Source organism: Mycobacterium sp. 852002-53434_SCH5985345 (assembly GCF_001667155.1).
Lineage (GTDB): Bacteria > Actinomycetota > Actinomycetes > Mycobacteriales > Mycobacteriaceae > Mycobacterium.
Genome location: NZ_LZIE01000075.1, coordinates 1 through 14,283, shown reverse-complemented (window position 1 = coordinate 14,283; position 14,283 = coordinate 1). Strand labels below are relative to the sequence as shown.

Genomic DNA, 14,283 nt, shown 5'->3' with positions numbered 1-14,283 from the left:
GTGGTGCGGGGTGGCGACCGTTTACCCTCGAAACCGCGTTCCGGCGCTACGAAAGGAGGGTGGCCACGATGATCAGCGACGCGTTCGGTGTGGGCGTGGCCGCCGCGGGGGCCGGGCTGAAGCACGCCGCCGACACCGCCGCGCCGGCGGCCGCGCTCAAGCATCGCGCCGCCGCCGCGACGAACGCGTCCGCGCGACTCGAGGTCCACCGAATGGCCACGTAACTCCCCGGTTTTCACCGAATGGCCACGGACCCGAAGTCAGGATCCGTGGCCACAGTTTTAGGGGCAACGTTTTTCGAAGCCCGCTACCTGGTCCGGATCACCAAAAGGAAGCCCCGACCAGGAAGCAGGTGAGCAGGACATGTCGGCTCTGACAGTCCCCCGACAGCCGTCGCGGGTGTTGCCGTGTCACACCGGCGATCCCGACCTTTGGTTCGCCGAGACCCCGGCCGACCTTGAGCGCGCCAAGGCGCTCTGCGTGGGCTGCCCGATTCGGCGCCAGTGCCTGGCGTCTGCGCTGGAGCGGGCCGAGCCCTGGGGTGTGTGGGGCGGCGAGATCATCGACCGGGGCTCGATCCTGGGCTTCAAACGACCGCGCGGACGTCCCCGCAAAGACGGGGTCGCGGCCTAGACGACCGCGCTGTCGGGCTCGGCGAAGCCCGGGATCAGCTCCTCGGACAGCCGCTTGATCGGCACCCGCGCGTCCAGCTGGCACAGAATCGCGGCCACGGATGCGATGACGCGCATCGGAATGGCCAGCTTGGGCGGCAGGTCCATCTGCCGGGCCGTCTTGATCTGCGACACCGACCGGTCGATCTGGCCGACCGTCATGCGCTGCAGCCACTTGCGCGTGTAGTGGAAGACGTCGACCTCGATGGGCTCGACGTACTGGCGCAGCATCTCGTCGATGTCGCGCACCGACACCTGCTGGCCCTTCTGGATGAAGCCGACCTTCTCCATCGTCGGCAACAGCAGGTCGTAGTTCTTGTCGCGGGCCAACCGGATCGTCATCCCGAGCTCGATGGGGTAGCCACCGGGCAGGGGCGCGACGGCGCCGAAGTCGATGACGCCCATCCGGTCGTCGGGGAGCAGCATGAAGTTCCCCGGGTGGGCGTCGCCGTGCAGCATTCCCAGCCGGCGCGGCGCGTCGAAGGTGAGCTCGAGCAGCCGGGTGCCGATCAGGTCGCGCTGCTCACGCGTCCCGTTGCGGATGATCTCCGCCAACGGCAACCCCTCGATCCACTCCTGCACCACGACCTTTGGCGCGCTGGCCACGACGTGCGGTATGACGAAGTGCGGGTGGCCCTCGTAGGCCTTGGCGAAGGCGCGTTGGTTGTCGGCCTCCAGCCGGTAGTCGAGCTCCATCTCGGTGCGCTCGATCAGCTCGTCGACGATGCCCTGGACGTCGGCGCCGGGGGCGAGCTGTTTGACCACGCCGACCAGACGCTGCATGGTTTTCAGGTCGGCGCGCAGCGCCTCGTCCGCGCCCGGGTACTGGATCTTGACGGCCACCAAGCGCCCGTCGGCCCAGACCGCCTTGTGCACCTGGCCGATGCTGGCCGAGGCAATCGGTTTGTCGTCGAACGAACTGAACCGCTCGCGCCACTTGGTGCCCAGCTGGGCGTCGAGCACCCGGTGCACCTTGTGGGCGGGCAGCGGCGGGGCGTCCTTCTGCAGCTTGGTCAACGCCTCGCGGTAGGGCTCGCCGTACTCGTCCGGGATGGCGGCCTCCATCACCGACAGGGCCTGGCCCACCTTCATCGCTCCGCCCTTGAGCTCGCCCAGAACGGTGAACAGCTGGTTGGCGGCTTTCTCCATCAGCTCGGCCTGGACTTCGTCCCTCGACTTGCCGGTCAGCCGCTTACCGAAGCCGAGCGCCGCCCGGCCGGCGAAGCCGACCGGGATGCTGGCCAGCTTCGCGTTCCGCGCCGCGCGGCCGCGTTTGATGTCTGCCACGTATCCATCATCCATGACGGCCGACGCGGCTCGCGCTTGATCTTCACAACACTTCGTCGGCGCACGGCTGGAGGCGCGGGCCCTAGGTTGTGCCTTGCGGGTCGCAGTCGGCGACCCGTCGTAGGACGCATCCGAAGGGCGGTATCGACCAGGCCATGGCAGCAAAGCAATCGCAGCACGACGCCGCTGACTCCTTGTTCAGGGCGATCATCGAAACGCTGGACAAACATCGAACCGACCGCACCTTGACCGCGGAGATCCTGCAGCAGCTCGCGACCGCATACGAGGCGGTGTCGACGGACGTTCCGGACCAGGGCCGGCTGGGCTAGCAGCCCGGTTCAGCACTGGCACAACGGATGTCGGGTCCATCGCCGCACGACGATCGCGCCGGCGTTGAGATCGAATTCCAGCGTGGCGTTCAGCGTCTGGGGCGGACCGGGATCGGGCACCGCCTCCTGCCTGCGAACGGCAGCGATCACCCGGTTCACCTGGCTGAGCGCCAGCGCGGCGGTCGCCAGCAACGTGGCCCGGTCGGCGACACCGACGGTTTCCCGCAGCTGCGCCGAGATGGCCGGCCACGCTGCGTCGCGGTCCCGGCGGTGCAGGTCGGCGCAGCCCAGGCAGCTGGTCGTGCCGGGGATGACCAGCGGACCGACCAGCCCGATGCCGTCGCGGACCCGGACCGGCAGGTGGGGGACACCCTGGGTGTGCAGGTCGCGGACCATGCGCGGATCGGCGACCAGGTAATCGGACAGGACCACCAGGTCGACGGCCGTCGCCGACACCGCGGCGTGCGGTTGGCTGCTGTGGGCGACCCGGGCGCCCGAGCAGCGCAATGCCTCGACGAGCAGCTCGGAGAGCGGTCCGCGGCCGTGGATCCGGATGCCCGGCGCCCGACCGCGGGACTTCGCGCATTCGGTCGCGACGCCCGCGCCGACGAGCTGGGCGACCAGGTGCGTCAGCCCCTCAACGTCCTGCAGGCCGCGGTCGGCGGCCCGGCGCTGTAGCTCCGATAGCGGCGTCGGTGATCGCATGGAACGCAGCAACGCGGCCAGCTCCGGCGGGGCCAGGCCGCCCGGCGGACGCACCAGCACGGCGCGGCGGGGGTCCCAACCGACCTGAACGTCGCCGTCGGGCCGCAGCAACACCGGCATGGCCGGGTCCAGCGCGTAGGTAGAGAGCAGGGCCGGTGACACGGGTGCACTGTGTCACGCCGGCGGAGACCGGCTAAGTCAGTTGTCCACAGGGCCGGCGCCCGGGTCCCCGGGGTTCTCCTCGAGTTTGGCGATCGCCTCGTCGATGCCGCTGGTGTCGCCGCCGATGACCCGGTCGATGAAGCCGGCCGGGTCGTCGAGGTCCTCGGCACCGGGCAGCAGATCGGGGTGTTGCCAGATGGCGTCGCGGGCGTCCACGCCCGCGGCCTCGGTGAGGCGCTCCCACAACGCGGCGGCTTCGCGCATCTTGCGGGGCCGCAGCTCCAGGCCCACCAGCGTCGCGAACGTCTGCTCGGCCGGGCCGCCGGTGGCGCGGCGGCGGCGCAGCGTCTCGCTGAGCGCGGCCGCGCCCGGAATCCGGTCGCCCAGGGCCGCGTTCACCACCACCTGCACCCAGCCTTCGACCAACGCGAGCAGCGTCTCGAGGCGTTCCAGCGCCTGCGTCTGCGCAGGGGTCGCCTTGGGCTCGAAAACGCCCTGCCCCAAGAGGTTTTCGATGGCCGCCGGGTCGGACAATGTTGCCGGGTTGAAGTCGCGGGCCAGCTCCTCGATTCCGCTCATGTCGATCTGCATGCCCATCGCGTAGGCCTCCACGGCGCCCAGCAGCTGGCTCGACAGCCACGGCACGTGGCTGAACAGCCGGTGGTGGGCGGCCTCGCGGGCGGCCAGGAACGTCAGGATCTCGCTGCGGGGATGCTCGAGTCCGGCGGCGAACGACTCCAGGGCATCGGGCAGGATCGCGGCAATGCCCTTGGGCCCCAACGGCAGACCGATTTCGGTCGACGTCAGCACCTCGCGGGACAATCGGCCCAGCGCCTGTCCCAGCTGGGAGCCGAAGGCCATGCCGCCCATCTGCGACATCATCGCCATCAGCGGGCCGGCCATGCTCTTGGCCTCCTCGGGCAGCGACGACGCCCATACCGTCGAAATCTGTTGTGCCATCGGGTCACACAACCGCTTCCAGGTTTCCAGGCTGTTGTCGACCCAGTCGGCCGGGGTCCAGCCCACCGCCGTGCTGGTGCCGGCCGGCAGCGCCGTGGCGCCGTCCAGCCAGGTCTCGGCGAGGTGCACCGCGTCGGCGATCGCCGAGTGGGTGGTGGCCGGGATGGGTGCCACGAACCCGATCGAGTTGGTCGCAACCCGGCGCGCAAGCTCGTAGTTGACCGGGCCCGACTGTCCGCCGGCCATGCCGGTGCCCGCGCCGCTGAGCATCTGGCCCAACTGGGTGAAGATCTGTCCCAGGTCGCCCATGCCGAACTCGCCGCCCATGCCGAATGCGCCGAACGGGTCGGAGCCACCAGAGCCCGAATTGGGATCTTTCTTCCCGGGTTTGTCGGGGTCCTCTCCGGAGGAGAAGCCGAAAGGCAGGTCAGCCATACCGTCAACGGTACTCACCACCGGAACGGGGTGGGCGATCTCGGGTCAGCTTGTGGCTGAACCGGGCGCGGTGGGCTCCGTCTAGTGTAATCGGCGTGAACAGGCGGATTCTGACCTTGATGGTCGCGCTGGTGCCGATCCTGGTCTTCGGCGTGCTGCTCGCGGTGGTGACGGTGCCGTTCGTCTCGCTGGGCCCCGGCCCCACCTTCGACACGCTTGGTGAGGTCGACGGCAAGCAGGTCGTGGCCATCGAGGGCACCCAGACGCATCCGACCACGGGACACCTGAACATGACCACTGTTTCCCAGCGCGACGAGCTGACGCTGGGCGAAGCGCTGACGCTGTGGCTTTCGGGTCAGGAACAGCTGGTTCCGCGCGACCTGATCTACCCGCCGGGCAAGTCGCGGGACGAGGTCGACAAGGCCAACAACGCCGACTTCAAGGACTCCGAGGACAGCGCGGAGTACGCCGCCCTGGGATATCTGAAATACCCCGCCGCGGTGACGGTCGCCAGGGTCACCGATCCGGGTCCGTCGGCGGGCAAGCTGAAGGGCGGCGACGCCATCGACGCGGTCAACGGCACCCCGGTGGCCGACGTCGACCAGTTCACGGGATTGCTGAAAAGCACCAAACCCGGCCAGACGGTGACCATCGATTACCGACGCAAGAACGAACCGGCCGGCGTCGCGCAAATTACGCTGGGCGCGAACAAGGATCGCGACTACGGCTTCCTCGGCGTCGCCGTGCTCACCGCGCCCTGGGCGCCCTTCGTCGTGGATTTCAACCTCGCCAACGTGGGCGGGCCGTCGGCCGGCCTGATGTTCAGCCTGGCGGTGGTCGACAAGCTGACCACCGGTGACCTGACCGGGTCGAAGTTCATCGCGGGAACCGGCACCATCTCCGCGGATGGGAAGGTCGGCCAGATCGGCGGCATCACGCACAAGATGGTCGCCGCGCACGCGGCGGGCGCCACCGTGTTCTTGGTGCCGGCCAAAAACTGCTACGAGGCGAACTCGGACAACCCGTCGGGGCTGCGGCTGGTGAAGGTCGACACGCTCAGCCAGGCCGTCGACGCGCTGCACGCGGTCGCGTCGGGGGGCCAGGCGCCAAGCTGCTGAAGCTCGGCCGGGATCGCGGGCCGCGCGATGCGTAGAGTTGTCACCGTCGATCAATCGAGCAGGGAGCGTAGCCAGTGGGGATGCGGCCCACCGCACGGATGCCGAAGCTGACTCGGCGTAGCCGGATTCTGATCCTGATCGCACTGGGTGTGATCGCTTTGCTGCTCGCCGGCCCGCGGCTGATCGACGCGTACGTGGACTGGCTGTGGTTCGGTGAGTTGGGCTACCGCTCGGTGTTCACGACCGTGCTGGTCACCCGGTTCGTGGTCTTTCTCGTGGCCGGCCTGCTGGTGGGCGGGATCGTGTTCGCCGGTCTCGCGGTGGCCTATCGCACCCGCCCGGTGTTCGTGCCGAGCAGTGACAACGATCCGGTCGCCCGGTACCGCGCCGTCGTCCTTTCCCGGCTGCGGCTGGTGGGGATCGGGGTGCCGGTCGCGATCGGCCTGCTGGCCGGCATCATCGCGCAAAGCTACTGGGTGCGCATCCAATTGTTCATGCACGGCGGCGACTTCGGCATCCGGGACCCGCAGTTCGGCAAGGACCTCGGCTTCTACGCGTTCGACCTGCCGTTCTACCGGCTGTTGCTCAGCTACCTGTTCGTGGCCGTGTTCCTGGCGTTCGTGGCCAACGTGTTGGCGCACTACATCTTTGGCGGCATCCGGCTCTCGGGCCGCACCGGCGCGCTGAGCCGTTCGGCCCGCATCCAGTTGGTCACCGTGGTGGGGCTGCTGGTGCTGCTCAAGGCGGTCGCGTACTGGCTAGACCGCTACGAGTTGCTGTCGCACACCCGCGGCGGCAAGCCGTTCACCGGCGCCGGGTACACCGACATCAACGCGGTGCTGCCGGCCAAGCTGATCCTCATGGCGATCGCGCTGATCTGCGCGGCCGCGGTGTTCTCCGCCGTCGTGCTGAAAGATCTGCGGATCCCCGCCATCGGCCTGGTGTTGTTGTTGCTGTCGTCGTTGATCGTGGGTGCCGGGTGGCCGCTGATCGTCGAGCAGATCAGCGTCAAACCCAATGCCGCGCAGAAGGAAAGCGAATACATCGGGCGCAGTATCACGGCGACCCGGCAGGCGTATGGGCTGACGTCGGACGTGGTCACCTATCGCACGTACTCCGGCGACACGCAGGCCACCGCGCAGCAGGTGGCCGACGACCGGGCCACCACCTCCAACATCCGGTTGCTCGACCCGACCATCGTCAGCCCGGCGTTCACCCAGTTCCAGCAGGGCAAGAACTTCTACTACTTCCCCGACCAGTTGTCGATCGACCGCTACCTGGACCGCACCGGCGCGCTGCGCGACTACGTCGTCGCCGCCCGCGAACTCAATCCCGACCGGCTGATCGACAACCAGCGGGACTGGATCAACCGGCACACCGTCTACACGCACGGCAACGGCTTCATCGCGTCCCCGGCCAACACGGTGCGCGGAATTGCCAACGACCCCAACCAAAACGGTGGCTACCCCGAATTCCTGGTCAACGTCGTCGGCGCCAACGGCAACGTCGTGACCGACGGTCCGGCACCGCTGGACCAGCCGCGCATCTATTACGGACCCGTCATCTCCAGCACGTCCGCCGACTACGCGATCGTCGGCCGCAACGGTGCCGATCGCGAATACGACTACGAGACCAGCTCCGATACCAAGAATTACACCTACACCGGGCTGGGGGGCGTACCCGTCGGGGACTGGTTGTCCCGCAGCGTGTTCGCCGCCAAGTTTGCGGAGCGAAACTTCTTGTTCTCCAACGTGATCGGCTCCAACAGCAGGATCCTGTTCAACCGCGACCCCGCGCGGCGGGTGGAGGCGGTGGCGCCGTGGCTGACCACCGACAGCTCCGTGTACCCGGCGATCGTCAACAAGCGACTGGTGTGGATCATCGACGGCTACACCACGTTGGACAACTACCCGTACTCCGAACTGACCTCGCTGGAATCGGCCACCGCCGACTCGAACGAGGTGGCGTTCAACAAGCTGGCGCCCAACAAGGACGTCTCCTACATCCGCAACTCGGTCAAGGCCACGGTCGATGCCTATGACGGGACCGTGACGCTCTACCAGCAGGACGAGCAGGATCCGGTGCTCAAGGCGTGGATGCGGGTGTTCCCCGGCACGGTCAAACCGAAGAGCGACATCACCCCCGAACTGGCCGAGCACCTGCGTTACCCCGAGGACCTGTTCAAGGTGCAGCGGATGCTGCTGGCCAAGTACCACGTCAACGACCCGGTGACGTTCTTCTCCACGTCCGACTTCTGGGACGTGCCGCTGGACCCCAACCCGACCGCCAGCAGCTACCAGCCGCCGTACTACATCGTCGCGAAAAACATTGCGAAGAACGACAATTCGTCCTCATATCAGTTGACGAGCGCGATGAACAGGTTCAAGCGCGACTATCTGGCCGCCTACATCAGCGCCAGCTCCGACCCGGCGACCTACGGCAGGATCACCGTGCTGACCATCCCGGGTCAGGTCAACGGGCCCAAGCTGGCGAACAACGCCATCACCACCGACCCGGCGGTGTCCCAGGACCTCGGTGTGATCGGGCGCGACAACCAGAACCGGATCCGCTGGGGCAACCTGCTCACCCTGCCGGTGGGCCAGGGCGGCCTGCTGTATGTCGAACCCGTCTACGCCTCCCCGGGGGCCAGCGACGCCGCCTCGTCGTACCCGCGGCTGATCCGGGTGGCGATGATGTACAACGACAAGATCGGCTACGGCCCCACGGTGCGCGACGCCCTGACCGGGCTGTTCGGTCCCGGTGCGGGCGCGGCCGCGACGGGCATTCAGCCGACCGACGCCGGGAACAACCCGCAGGCGGCCCCGCCCGTCACGCCTCCTCCTCCGGCCGGGACACCGGGATCGCTACCGCCGGCGGCGCTTCCGCCGGTTCCCGACGGGTCGGTGACGCTGTCGCCCGCGAAATCCGCGGCGCTGCAAGAGATCCAGGCCGCGCTGGGCGCGGCCAAGGACGCCCAGAAGAAGGGCGATTTCGCCGGCTACGGCGCCGCCCTGCAGCGGTTGGACGACGCGATCACCAAGTACAACAACACCAAATAGCTCTCAGGCGTAGGCTGTTCGGAACCTCTCCCGATAGGCCTTCGGGCTGATGCCCAGGTGGTTGACGAATACCCGCCGCAGGGTTTCGATGCTGCCGAAGCCGGCCATGCCCGCGGTCTCGGTGACCGACCGGCCGGATTCCAGTGCACCACGGGCGAAATCGATCCGAACCAATTCGACATAGCGGGCCGGGGTCATCCCCAGCTCGGATTGGAAGAGCCGGGTCAGCTGACGAGTGCTCAGTGAAGCCCGGGCCGCAAGGGATCTCACGCTGTGGTTCGCGGCAGGGTTGGCCGCGACCGCATCGATGACCGCCCGCAGCGGCGAGTCCGGCGGGGGATCGGCCTCGACCAGCACCGAGAATTGTGATTGGCCCCCTGCGCGTTTGAGATAGACGACCAGCCACCGGGCCACGTCGCGGACCAGCTCGGTCCCGTAGTCCATTTCGACCAGCGCCAGCGCCAGGTCGATGCCCGACGAGATCCCGGCCGAGGTGAAGACGTTGCCGTCGCGGACGAAGATCGCGTCCGGCTCGACGGTGACATCGCGAAAGGCCCGGGCCAACACCCGGGTTTCGTTCCAATGCGTGGTGGCGCGCCGGCCGCTGAGCAGGCCGGCCTGCGCGAGGATGAACGAACCCGTGCAAATGGATGCCATCCGCCGGGACCGCGTCGCCACCGACCTGACGGCCTCGACGAGCGCGGGGTCGACCGGCCGCCGGGGCAGGTGGTCGCTGCCGGCGACCAGAACGGTATCGGCGGATTCGATCGACGCGATGCTGTCGGTGACGCCCAGTCGACTGCCGATCGACGTTGTCACGTCCCGTCCGTCCACCGACGTGATCTTGAGCTCGTAGTCGGCGCCGAACCGGTTCGCCTCGACGAACACTTCGCCCGCTCCCGCGACGTCCAACAGCGTCACGTCGTCGAAGACGACGATCACCACCACGCGCGAACGCGCTCCCGCTTCACCCACGCAACACATTGTGTCGCTTTCTGTGGACAGGACGGCCCGAACGCCCACGGTCATTGAGCGCGTTCGGCCGCACACTTGCGGTTATGACCACCCAATCCATCGAGACCATCGCCGGCATCCGCATCCCCGACTCGCCGCTGGTGCGCGAGGCCACCGAGTTCATCCGCGATGCCGAGGACGACCTGCTGTTCAACCACTCGCGGCGGGTGTTCCTCTTCGGAGCGCTGCAGGGCCTGCGGCGCGGCCTGCAACCCGACCTGGAGTTGCTCTACGTCGGCGCGATGTTCCACGACATCGGGCTCACCGAGCGCTACCGCACCTCCGCGGTCCGCTTCGAGGTCGACGGGGCCGACGCGGCCCGGGACTTCCTGACCGCCCGCGGTGTCGACCAGGCCGACGCCGACAAGGTGTGGCTTGGCATCGCCCTGCACACCACGCCGGGTGTGCCCGAATTCCTGGCACCCGAGGTCGCCTTGCTGCAAGCCGGCGTCGAGGTCGACGTGGTCGGCGTCGGCCGCGAATCCCTTGCCCCCGACGCCCTCGCCGCGGTGACCGCCGCCCACCCGCGGCCCGACTTCAAGAACCGCATCCTCGCGGCGTTCAACGACGGCATGAAGCACCGCCCGCAGACCACCTTCGGCACCATGAACGCCGACGTGCTGGCGCACTTCGATGCCGGCTTCGAACGCGCCGACTTCGTCGACATCATCCTCAACAACAGCTGGCCCGAATAGCGGGAGGGAGCGGACAAATGGATATCTACGAAGCGCTGTACACCACCCGGATGATGCGGCGGCTGCGCCCGGACCCGATCCCGCTGGAGACGCAGGCCCGCATCCTCGATGCGGCCGTTCGGGCTCCCAACGGGGGCAACACTCAGCGTTGGCACTTCGTGGCCGTGGACGATCCGGAACTCATCCGCGAGTTCGCCCAACTGTTCCGGCAGGCCCGCGCCATCGAGTACGAGAAGTTCAGCTCGGGGGCCGGACCGATGGCGGCGACCGCCCCGGGTGCGGACCCGACCGCGCACGCCGAGACGATGCGCCGAATGCAGGGCTCGGGAAACTACCTGGCCGATCATTTCGAAGAAATCCCCTTGCTGCTCTTCGTCTTTGCCATCGACGATCTGGGCGGCGCCAACATCTACCCGGCGATCTGGAGCGCGTTGCTCGCCGCCCGGGCCGAGGGTGTCGGCGGCGTCATGACGATGGTGCTCCGCAATTTCACGGACGAGGTGAACGAACTGCTGGGCGTGCCCGTCGGGGAAGGCTGGGAGATGTCGGCCATGCTGGCCCTCGGCTATCCCCGGGGCAAGTGGGGTGTCGCGGCCAATCGGCGCCCCGTGCACGAGGTTTCCTCCCGCAACGGCTGGGGCAAACCGTTCGGTGTGGAAGTGCCGCAGCCGTTGTGGCCATCTCAGAGGAACGCCAAATGACCAACGCGAACGAAATCGGAGTCACCGTCGTGCAGCCGGGGGAGGGTGAGTACGTCGCCCTCCCCGGATTCGGGGCGGTGTTCAAACTGTCCAGCAAGACCAACGGGGGTGAGGTATCCATCGTCGAGCACCCGTTCGAAGTCGGCCTGCTCACCGCCGCGCACATGCACACCCGCGAGGACGAGCACTCGATCGTGTTGGCCGGTGAGATCGGCTTCCGCTCCGACGACAGCGAAGTGGTTCTGGGCCCGGGCGGCTACATCACCAAGCCCCGCGGTCAGATGCACGCGATGTGGAACGCCGGCAGCGAGCCGGGCCGCATCATCGAAATCATCACCCCGGGCGGATTCGAGAACTATTTCCGCGAGCTCGGGGAGCTGCTCGTCGAGCACGCCGACGACCCGGTCGGCAAGGTTTTGCACGAGTCGCCCGAGTTCGGCGAGCTGGCCGACAAGTACGGGCTGACCTACGGGTCACCGGATTGGATGGACGACATCGCGCGGCGGTACGGGCTGAACCCGCCATCGCACTGAGCGGGCGCCGCACCCCCGCTGAGCCCGCGATTTGGTCGCCGTGCTGCGGGTTCGGTAACCTGGCATTCACCAACGCGGGGTGGAGCAGCTCGGTAGCTCGCTGGGCTCATAACCCAGAGGTCGCAGGTTCGAATCCTGTCCCCGCTACCAAGCGAAACGGCCCCCGGAAAATTTTCTGGGGGCCGTTTCGTGCCACGTGTGAGTGAGTTTTGCGCCGCTACGACTCGCGAGAGACGATCACCACCGATTGCGCCGCATGCGCGACGGCCGTGCTCACCGAGCCCAGCAGCATGCCGGCGAACCCGCCGCGACCGTGACTGCCGACGACGACGAGTTGTGCGGACTCCGAGTGCTCGATCAGTTGACGAGCCGGCTGGTCGCACGCCACCAGATGTCGCACCCTGACATCGGGGTAGCGCTCCTGGAATCCGGCGAGCCACTCGGCGAGGGCCTGTTGTGCCTGCACTTTCATCATCTCGAGATCCAGACCTGGCACTTCCGACATGCTGACGTCCGACCACGCATGCAGTGCCACCAGCTCCACGCCCCGGCGGGAGGCCTCGTCAAAGGCGATCTCCGCCGCCAGTTTTGACGCCGCCGAACCATCGATTCCCACCAGCACCGGAGCCTGCGGGCGCGGCGGGGCCTCATCATGGACGACCGCGACCGGGCAGTGCGCATAGTTGACGAGGCCGGTGCTGGCCGAGCCGAACGGGACCCGGCTGAACGCGCCTTCGCCCCGGTATCCCACGACCATCATGTCCGCGATCTTGGATTCATTGACGAGCGTGGAAACGGTCGGGCCACGTACCACCACGCTGTACACGAACGGTGGCCCATGGTCGGCGGTGCTGTCGGTGACGACCTTGCGCGCGTCTTCGAGGATTTGCCGTGCCTTTTCGTCCTGCCGCTCGAAGTGGTCTTGAGGAATCGGAATCGCCGGCCACGGCGCCACCGTCGGCACCACCGGTGCGATGACGTGCATGAGGGTCAGCGGCACATTGCGTAGCGCCGCATCGCGAGCCGCCCATTCGACCGCCGCCATCGACGAGGCTGATCCGTCAACGCCGACCAAAATGCCACGATGGGTTTCGTGCCCGGACATGTCGTTCCCCTGCTTCTCTCGTTAAGCGACTAGGAATTGGGTGACGCGCATCGATTCACCGCTGGGGCTGCAGTATCTTGCGAATTTCCAAGGGGAGCTGACCCAGCGCCTTGTCGATCTGGGCAACCGGCAGATGGTGTAAGACAGCCGCGGTGGTGGCCGCGGCGGCTGTCCCGACGTCGTCGAATGCGATGTTCGCCTCGCGCGAGAATCGGACGGCGTAGGCCTTGGCGTCGTACTTGTCCGGGACGGCAGTGGGATTCCATGCCTGGTAGAAGACGCCCCTGATCAGGTCGGGAAGCTGCGTCGCAAAGTGGGCGCTCGCCTCAACCGTGAGCCGATCGCGCAGCGTGTGTAGCCAGGCCCTCAGGACTCGGTAGGCGAACTCGCGATCCTCCGTGTCGAATTCCTTGGCCACATCGTTGACCCACGTGTGTGCGGCATCGATTGCGTGATCGAGCGCTGCCACCTTGGTTTTCGTCGACATGGTCGCCTCCGGCTTGATTCGAGGACCAGTCAACTCCAGCGCGCCTGCAGCGAAGAAGGGGCGATGGACTCCGCGCCGGAGGACTTTCGACCACTCGCCCGGGCGAAACGGGGTGGATTAAGGCCCACCAAGCTCTTTCATGCGGCCTATCGGGGCAGCACAGCCTCGATGGCGCTGATCACCTCGGGGGCGTCGGGCGGGGTGCGGGGCCGGAATCGCCGAACCACCTCACCGTCGGGCGCGATGAGGAACTTTTCGAAGTTCCACTGGATGTCTCCCGCCTCGCCGGCGGAATCGGCGGCTTTGGTCAACTCGGCGTAGAGCGGGTGGCGGTCGTCGCCGTTGACGTCGGTCTTCGCCAGCAGCGGGAAGGTCACGCCGTACGTCGTCGAGCAGAACTCCCGGATCTCCTCAGCCGTGCCCGGCTCCTGGCCCATGAACTGGTTGCAGGGGACGCCGACGACGGTCAGGCCTCGACCGCCATAGTCCTCGGCCAGTTTCTCCAGCGCCGTGTATTGCGGAGTCAGGCCACACTTCGAGGCGACGTTGACGACCAGCGTTGCGCCGTCGGCCAATTCGGCCAATGTGGTCGGCCGGCCGTCGAGGGTGGTCAAGGGGATGTCGTTGAGGGTCACGCCGACGACGCTAACGCACGGTGGCCGCAACCAGCCAGACACCGATTGTGCGAACGGCGGTTCGCATAACGATGACCGCCAAGGTACATTCCTGTGGACTTCGTTATTGCATATGTGTACAGGGCCCCTGCTAGGGGAAGGATCGCCGCGGCACTGGGCCACGGCGCAGAGATGAGGGGCGCTGGTGACAACGTCTTCCCCGGTACAAATCAATTCCCAGCGCCTCCCGCCGTACCGGTGGATCTCCGTCGCCGTTCTGGTGGTCTTGGCCGTCGTCTTCACCCTCGTGTATGTGCAGTTCCGCGGTGGGTTCACGCCGAAGACGAAGTTGACGATGCTGGCGTCGCGGGCCGGGCTGGTGATGGATCCGGGCTCGAAGGTCACCTA

The 14,283-nt window shown here is 67.3% G+C and carries 15 protein-coding genes, 1 tRNA gene and 1 pseudogene; 10 read left to right on the top strand and 7 right to left on the bottom strand.

Annotated elements, in window-relative coordinates; translation table 11 throughout:
- Positions 1–68: 68 nt before the first annotated feature.
- Positions 69–224: a hypothetical protein gene (locus A5756_RS26300; protein ID WP_232005363.1), complete on the top strand. Its 156-nt coding sequence runs from the start codon at positions 69–71 to the stop codon at positions 222–224.
- Positions 225–363: 139 nt separating this feature from the next.
- Positions 364–633 (top strand): WhiB family transcriptional regulator, encoded by a 270-nt coding sequence (locus A5756_RS19390; RefSeq protein ID WP_066956102.1) that lies wholly within the window; start codon positions 364–366, stop codon positions 631–633.
- Here the strand turns inward: A5756_RS19390 and A5756_RS19385 are convergent.
- Positions 630–1,973 (bottom strand): AarF/ABC1/UbiB kinase family protein, encoded by a 1,344-nt coding sequence (locus A5756_RS19385; RefSeq protein WP_066956101.1) that lies wholly within the window; start codon positions 1,971–1,973, stop codon positions 630–632. The two genes, A5756_RS19390 and A5756_RS19385, sit on opposite strands and share 4 nt — an antisense overlap.
- A 140-nt stretch (positions 1,974–2,113) precedes the next feature.
- On the opposite strand from A5756_RS19385, the gene A5756_RS26295 reads away from it, so the two are divergent.
- Positions 2,114–2,287, top strand: coding sequence for a hypothetical protein (locus A5756_RS26295; RefSeq protein ID WP_197505442.1), 174 nt, complete (start codon positions 2,114–2,116; stop codon positions 2,285–2,287).
- A 9-nt stretch (positions 2,288–2,296) separates the two neighbouring features.
- Here the strand turns inward: A5756_RS26295 and A5756_RS19380 are convergent, their stop codons facing one another.
- Both A5756_RS19380 and A5756_RS19375 read right to left on the bottom strand, forming a co-directional pair.
- The gene (locus A5756_RS19380; RefSeq protein WP_066956279.1) at positions 2,297–3,112 is read right to left on the bottom strand and encodes a cyclodehydratase; all 816 of its coding nucleotides are present in this window, start codon (positions 3,110–3,112) and stop codon (positions 2,297–2,299) included.
- Positions 3,113–3,190: 78 nt separating this feature from the next.
- Complete coding sequence (locus tag A5756_RS19375; RefSeq protein ID WP_197505803.1) at positions 3,191–4,567, bottom strand: zinc-dependent metalloprotease; 1,377 nt, start codon at positions 4,565–4,567, stop codon at positions 3,191–3,193.
- A 77-nt stretch (positions 4,568–4,644) separates the two neighbouring features.
- Between A5756_RS19375 and A5756_RS19370 the strand changes: the two genes are divergently transcribed.
- Positions 4,645–5,667 (top strand): PDZ domain-containing protein, encoded by a 1,023-nt coding sequence (locus A5756_RS19370; protein WP_066956099.1) that lies wholly within the window; start codon positions 4,645–4,647, stop codon positions 5,665–5,667.
- 74 nt (positions 5,668–5,741) lie between these two features.
- Positions 5,742–8,726: a UPF0182 family protein gene (locus tag A5756_RS19365; protein WP_066956097.1), complete on the top strand. Its 2,985-nt coding sequence runs from the start codon at positions 5,742–5,744 to the stop codon at positions 8,724–8,726.
- A 3-nt stretch (positions 8,727–8,729) separates the two neighbouring features.
- On the opposite strand, the gene A5756_RS19360 is transcribed toward A5756_RS19365, so the two are convergent.
- Complete coding sequence (locus tag A5756_RS19360) at positions 8,730–9,710, bottom strand: GlxA family transcriptional regulator (RefSeq protein WP_197505445.1); 981 nt, start codon at positions 9,708–9,710, stop codon at positions 8,730–8,732.
- Between the two features lie 74 nt (positions 9,711–9,784).
- On the opposite strand from A5756_RS19360, the gene A5756_RS19355 reads away from it, so the two are divergent.
- From A5756_RS19355 to A5756_RS19340, 4 genes are all read left to right on the top strand, one after another.
- Positions 9,785–10,435 carry an HD domain-containing protein gene (locus A5756_RS19355; protein ID WP_066956091.1) on the top strand — a complete coding sequence of 217 codons (651 nt, stop codon included), beginning with the start codon at positions 9,785–9,787 and terminating at the stop codon, positions 10,433–10,435.
- Between the two features lie 17 nt (positions 10,436–10,452).
- Positions 10,453–11,136 carry a nitroreductase family protein gene (locus tag A5756_RS19350; RefSeq protein ID WP_066956088.1) on the top strand — a complete coding sequence of 228 codons (684 nt, stop codon included), beginning with the start codon at positions 10,453–10,455 and terminating at the stop codon, positions 11,134–11,136.
- Complete coding sequence (locus tag A5756_RS19345; protein WP_066956085.1) at positions 11,133–11,669, top strand: cupin domain-containing protein; 537 nt, start codon at positions 11,133–11,135, stop codon at positions 11,667–11,669. The genes A5756_RS19350 and A5756_RS19345 overlap by 4 nt, the downstream gene beginning before the upstream one ends.
- 73 nt (positions 11,670–11,742) lie before the next feature.
- Positions 11,743–11,819, top strand: a tRNA-Met gene (locus tag A5756_RS19340).
- A gap of 67 nt (positions 11,820–11,886) precedes the next feature.
- On the opposite strand, the gene A5756_RS19335 is transcribed toward A5756_RS19340, so the two are convergent.
- The 3 genes from A5756_RS19335 to A5756_RS19325 form a co-directional block, all read right to left on the bottom strand.
- Positions 11,887–12,774, bottom strand: a complete 888-nt coding sequence (locus A5756_RS19335) for a universal stress protein (RefSeq protein WP_066956082.1) — start codon at positions 12,772–12,774, stop codon at positions 11,887–11,889.
- 55 nt (positions 12,775–12,829) lie between these two features.
- Entirely contained in the window at positions 12,830–13,261 is a 432-nt protein-coding gene (locus tag A5756_RS19330; protein ID WP_066956079.1) for a DUF2267 domain-containing protein, read from the bottom strand.
- Between the two features lie 146 nt (positions 13,262–13,407).
- Positions 13,408–13,896, bottom strand: a complete 489-nt coding sequence (locus A5756_RS19325; protein ID WP_066956076.1) for a glutathione peroxidase — start codon at positions 13,894–13,896, stop codon at positions 13,408–13,410.
- Positions 13,897–14,080: 184 nt separating this feature from the next.
- On the opposite strand from A5756_RS19325, the pseudogene A5756_RS25575 reads away from it, so the two are divergent.
- Positions 14,081–14,283 (top strand): annotated as a pseudogene (locus A5756_RS25575) (MCE-family protein MCE1A); the annotation flags it as partial.

Coding starts and splice junctions, on each gene's coding strand:
- A5756_RS19350 (WP_066956088.1), top strand. CDS start 10,453: ATGGATATCTACGAAGCGCTGTACACCACCCGGATGATGCGGCGGCTG.
- A5756_RS26300 (WP_232005363.1), top strand. CDS start 69: ATGATCAGCGACGCGTTCGGTGTGGGCGTGGCCGCCGCGGGGGCCGGG.
- A5756_RS19330 (WP_066956079.1), bottom strand. CDS start 13,261: ATGTCGACGAAAACCAAGGTGGCAGCGCTCGATCACGCAATCGATGCC.
- A5756_RS19345 (WP_066956085.1), top strand. CDS start 11,133: ATGACCAACGCGAACGAAATCGGAGTCACCGTCGTGCAGCCGGGGGAG.
- A5756_RS19380 (WP_066956279.1), bottom strand. CDS start 3,112: ATGCCGGTGTTGCTGCGGCCCGACGGCGACGTTCAGGTCGGTTGGGAC.
- A5756_RS19385 (WP_066956101.1), bottom strand. CDS start 1,973: ATGGATGATGGATACGTGGCAGACATCAAACGCGGCCGCGCGGCGCGG.
- A5756_RS26295 (WP_197505442.1), top strand. CDS start 2,114: ATGGCAGCAAAGCAATCGCAGCACGACGCCGCTGACTCCTTGTTCAGG.
- A5756_RS19360 (WP_197505445.1), bottom strand. CDS start 9,710: ATGTGTTGCGTGGGTGAAGCGGGAGCGCGTTCGCGCGTGGTGGTGATC.
- A5756_RS19355 (WP_066956091.1), top strand. CDS start 9,785: ATGACCACCCAATCCATCGAGACCATCGCCGGCATCCGCATCCCCGAC.
- A5756_RS19390 (WP_066956102.1), top strand. CDS start 364: ATGTCGGCTCTGACAGTCCCCCGACAGCCGTCGCGGGTGTTGCCGTGT.
- A5756_RS19335 (WP_066956082.1), bottom strand. CDS start 12,774: ATGTCCGGGCACGAAACCCATCGTGGCATTTTGGTCGGCGTTGACGGA.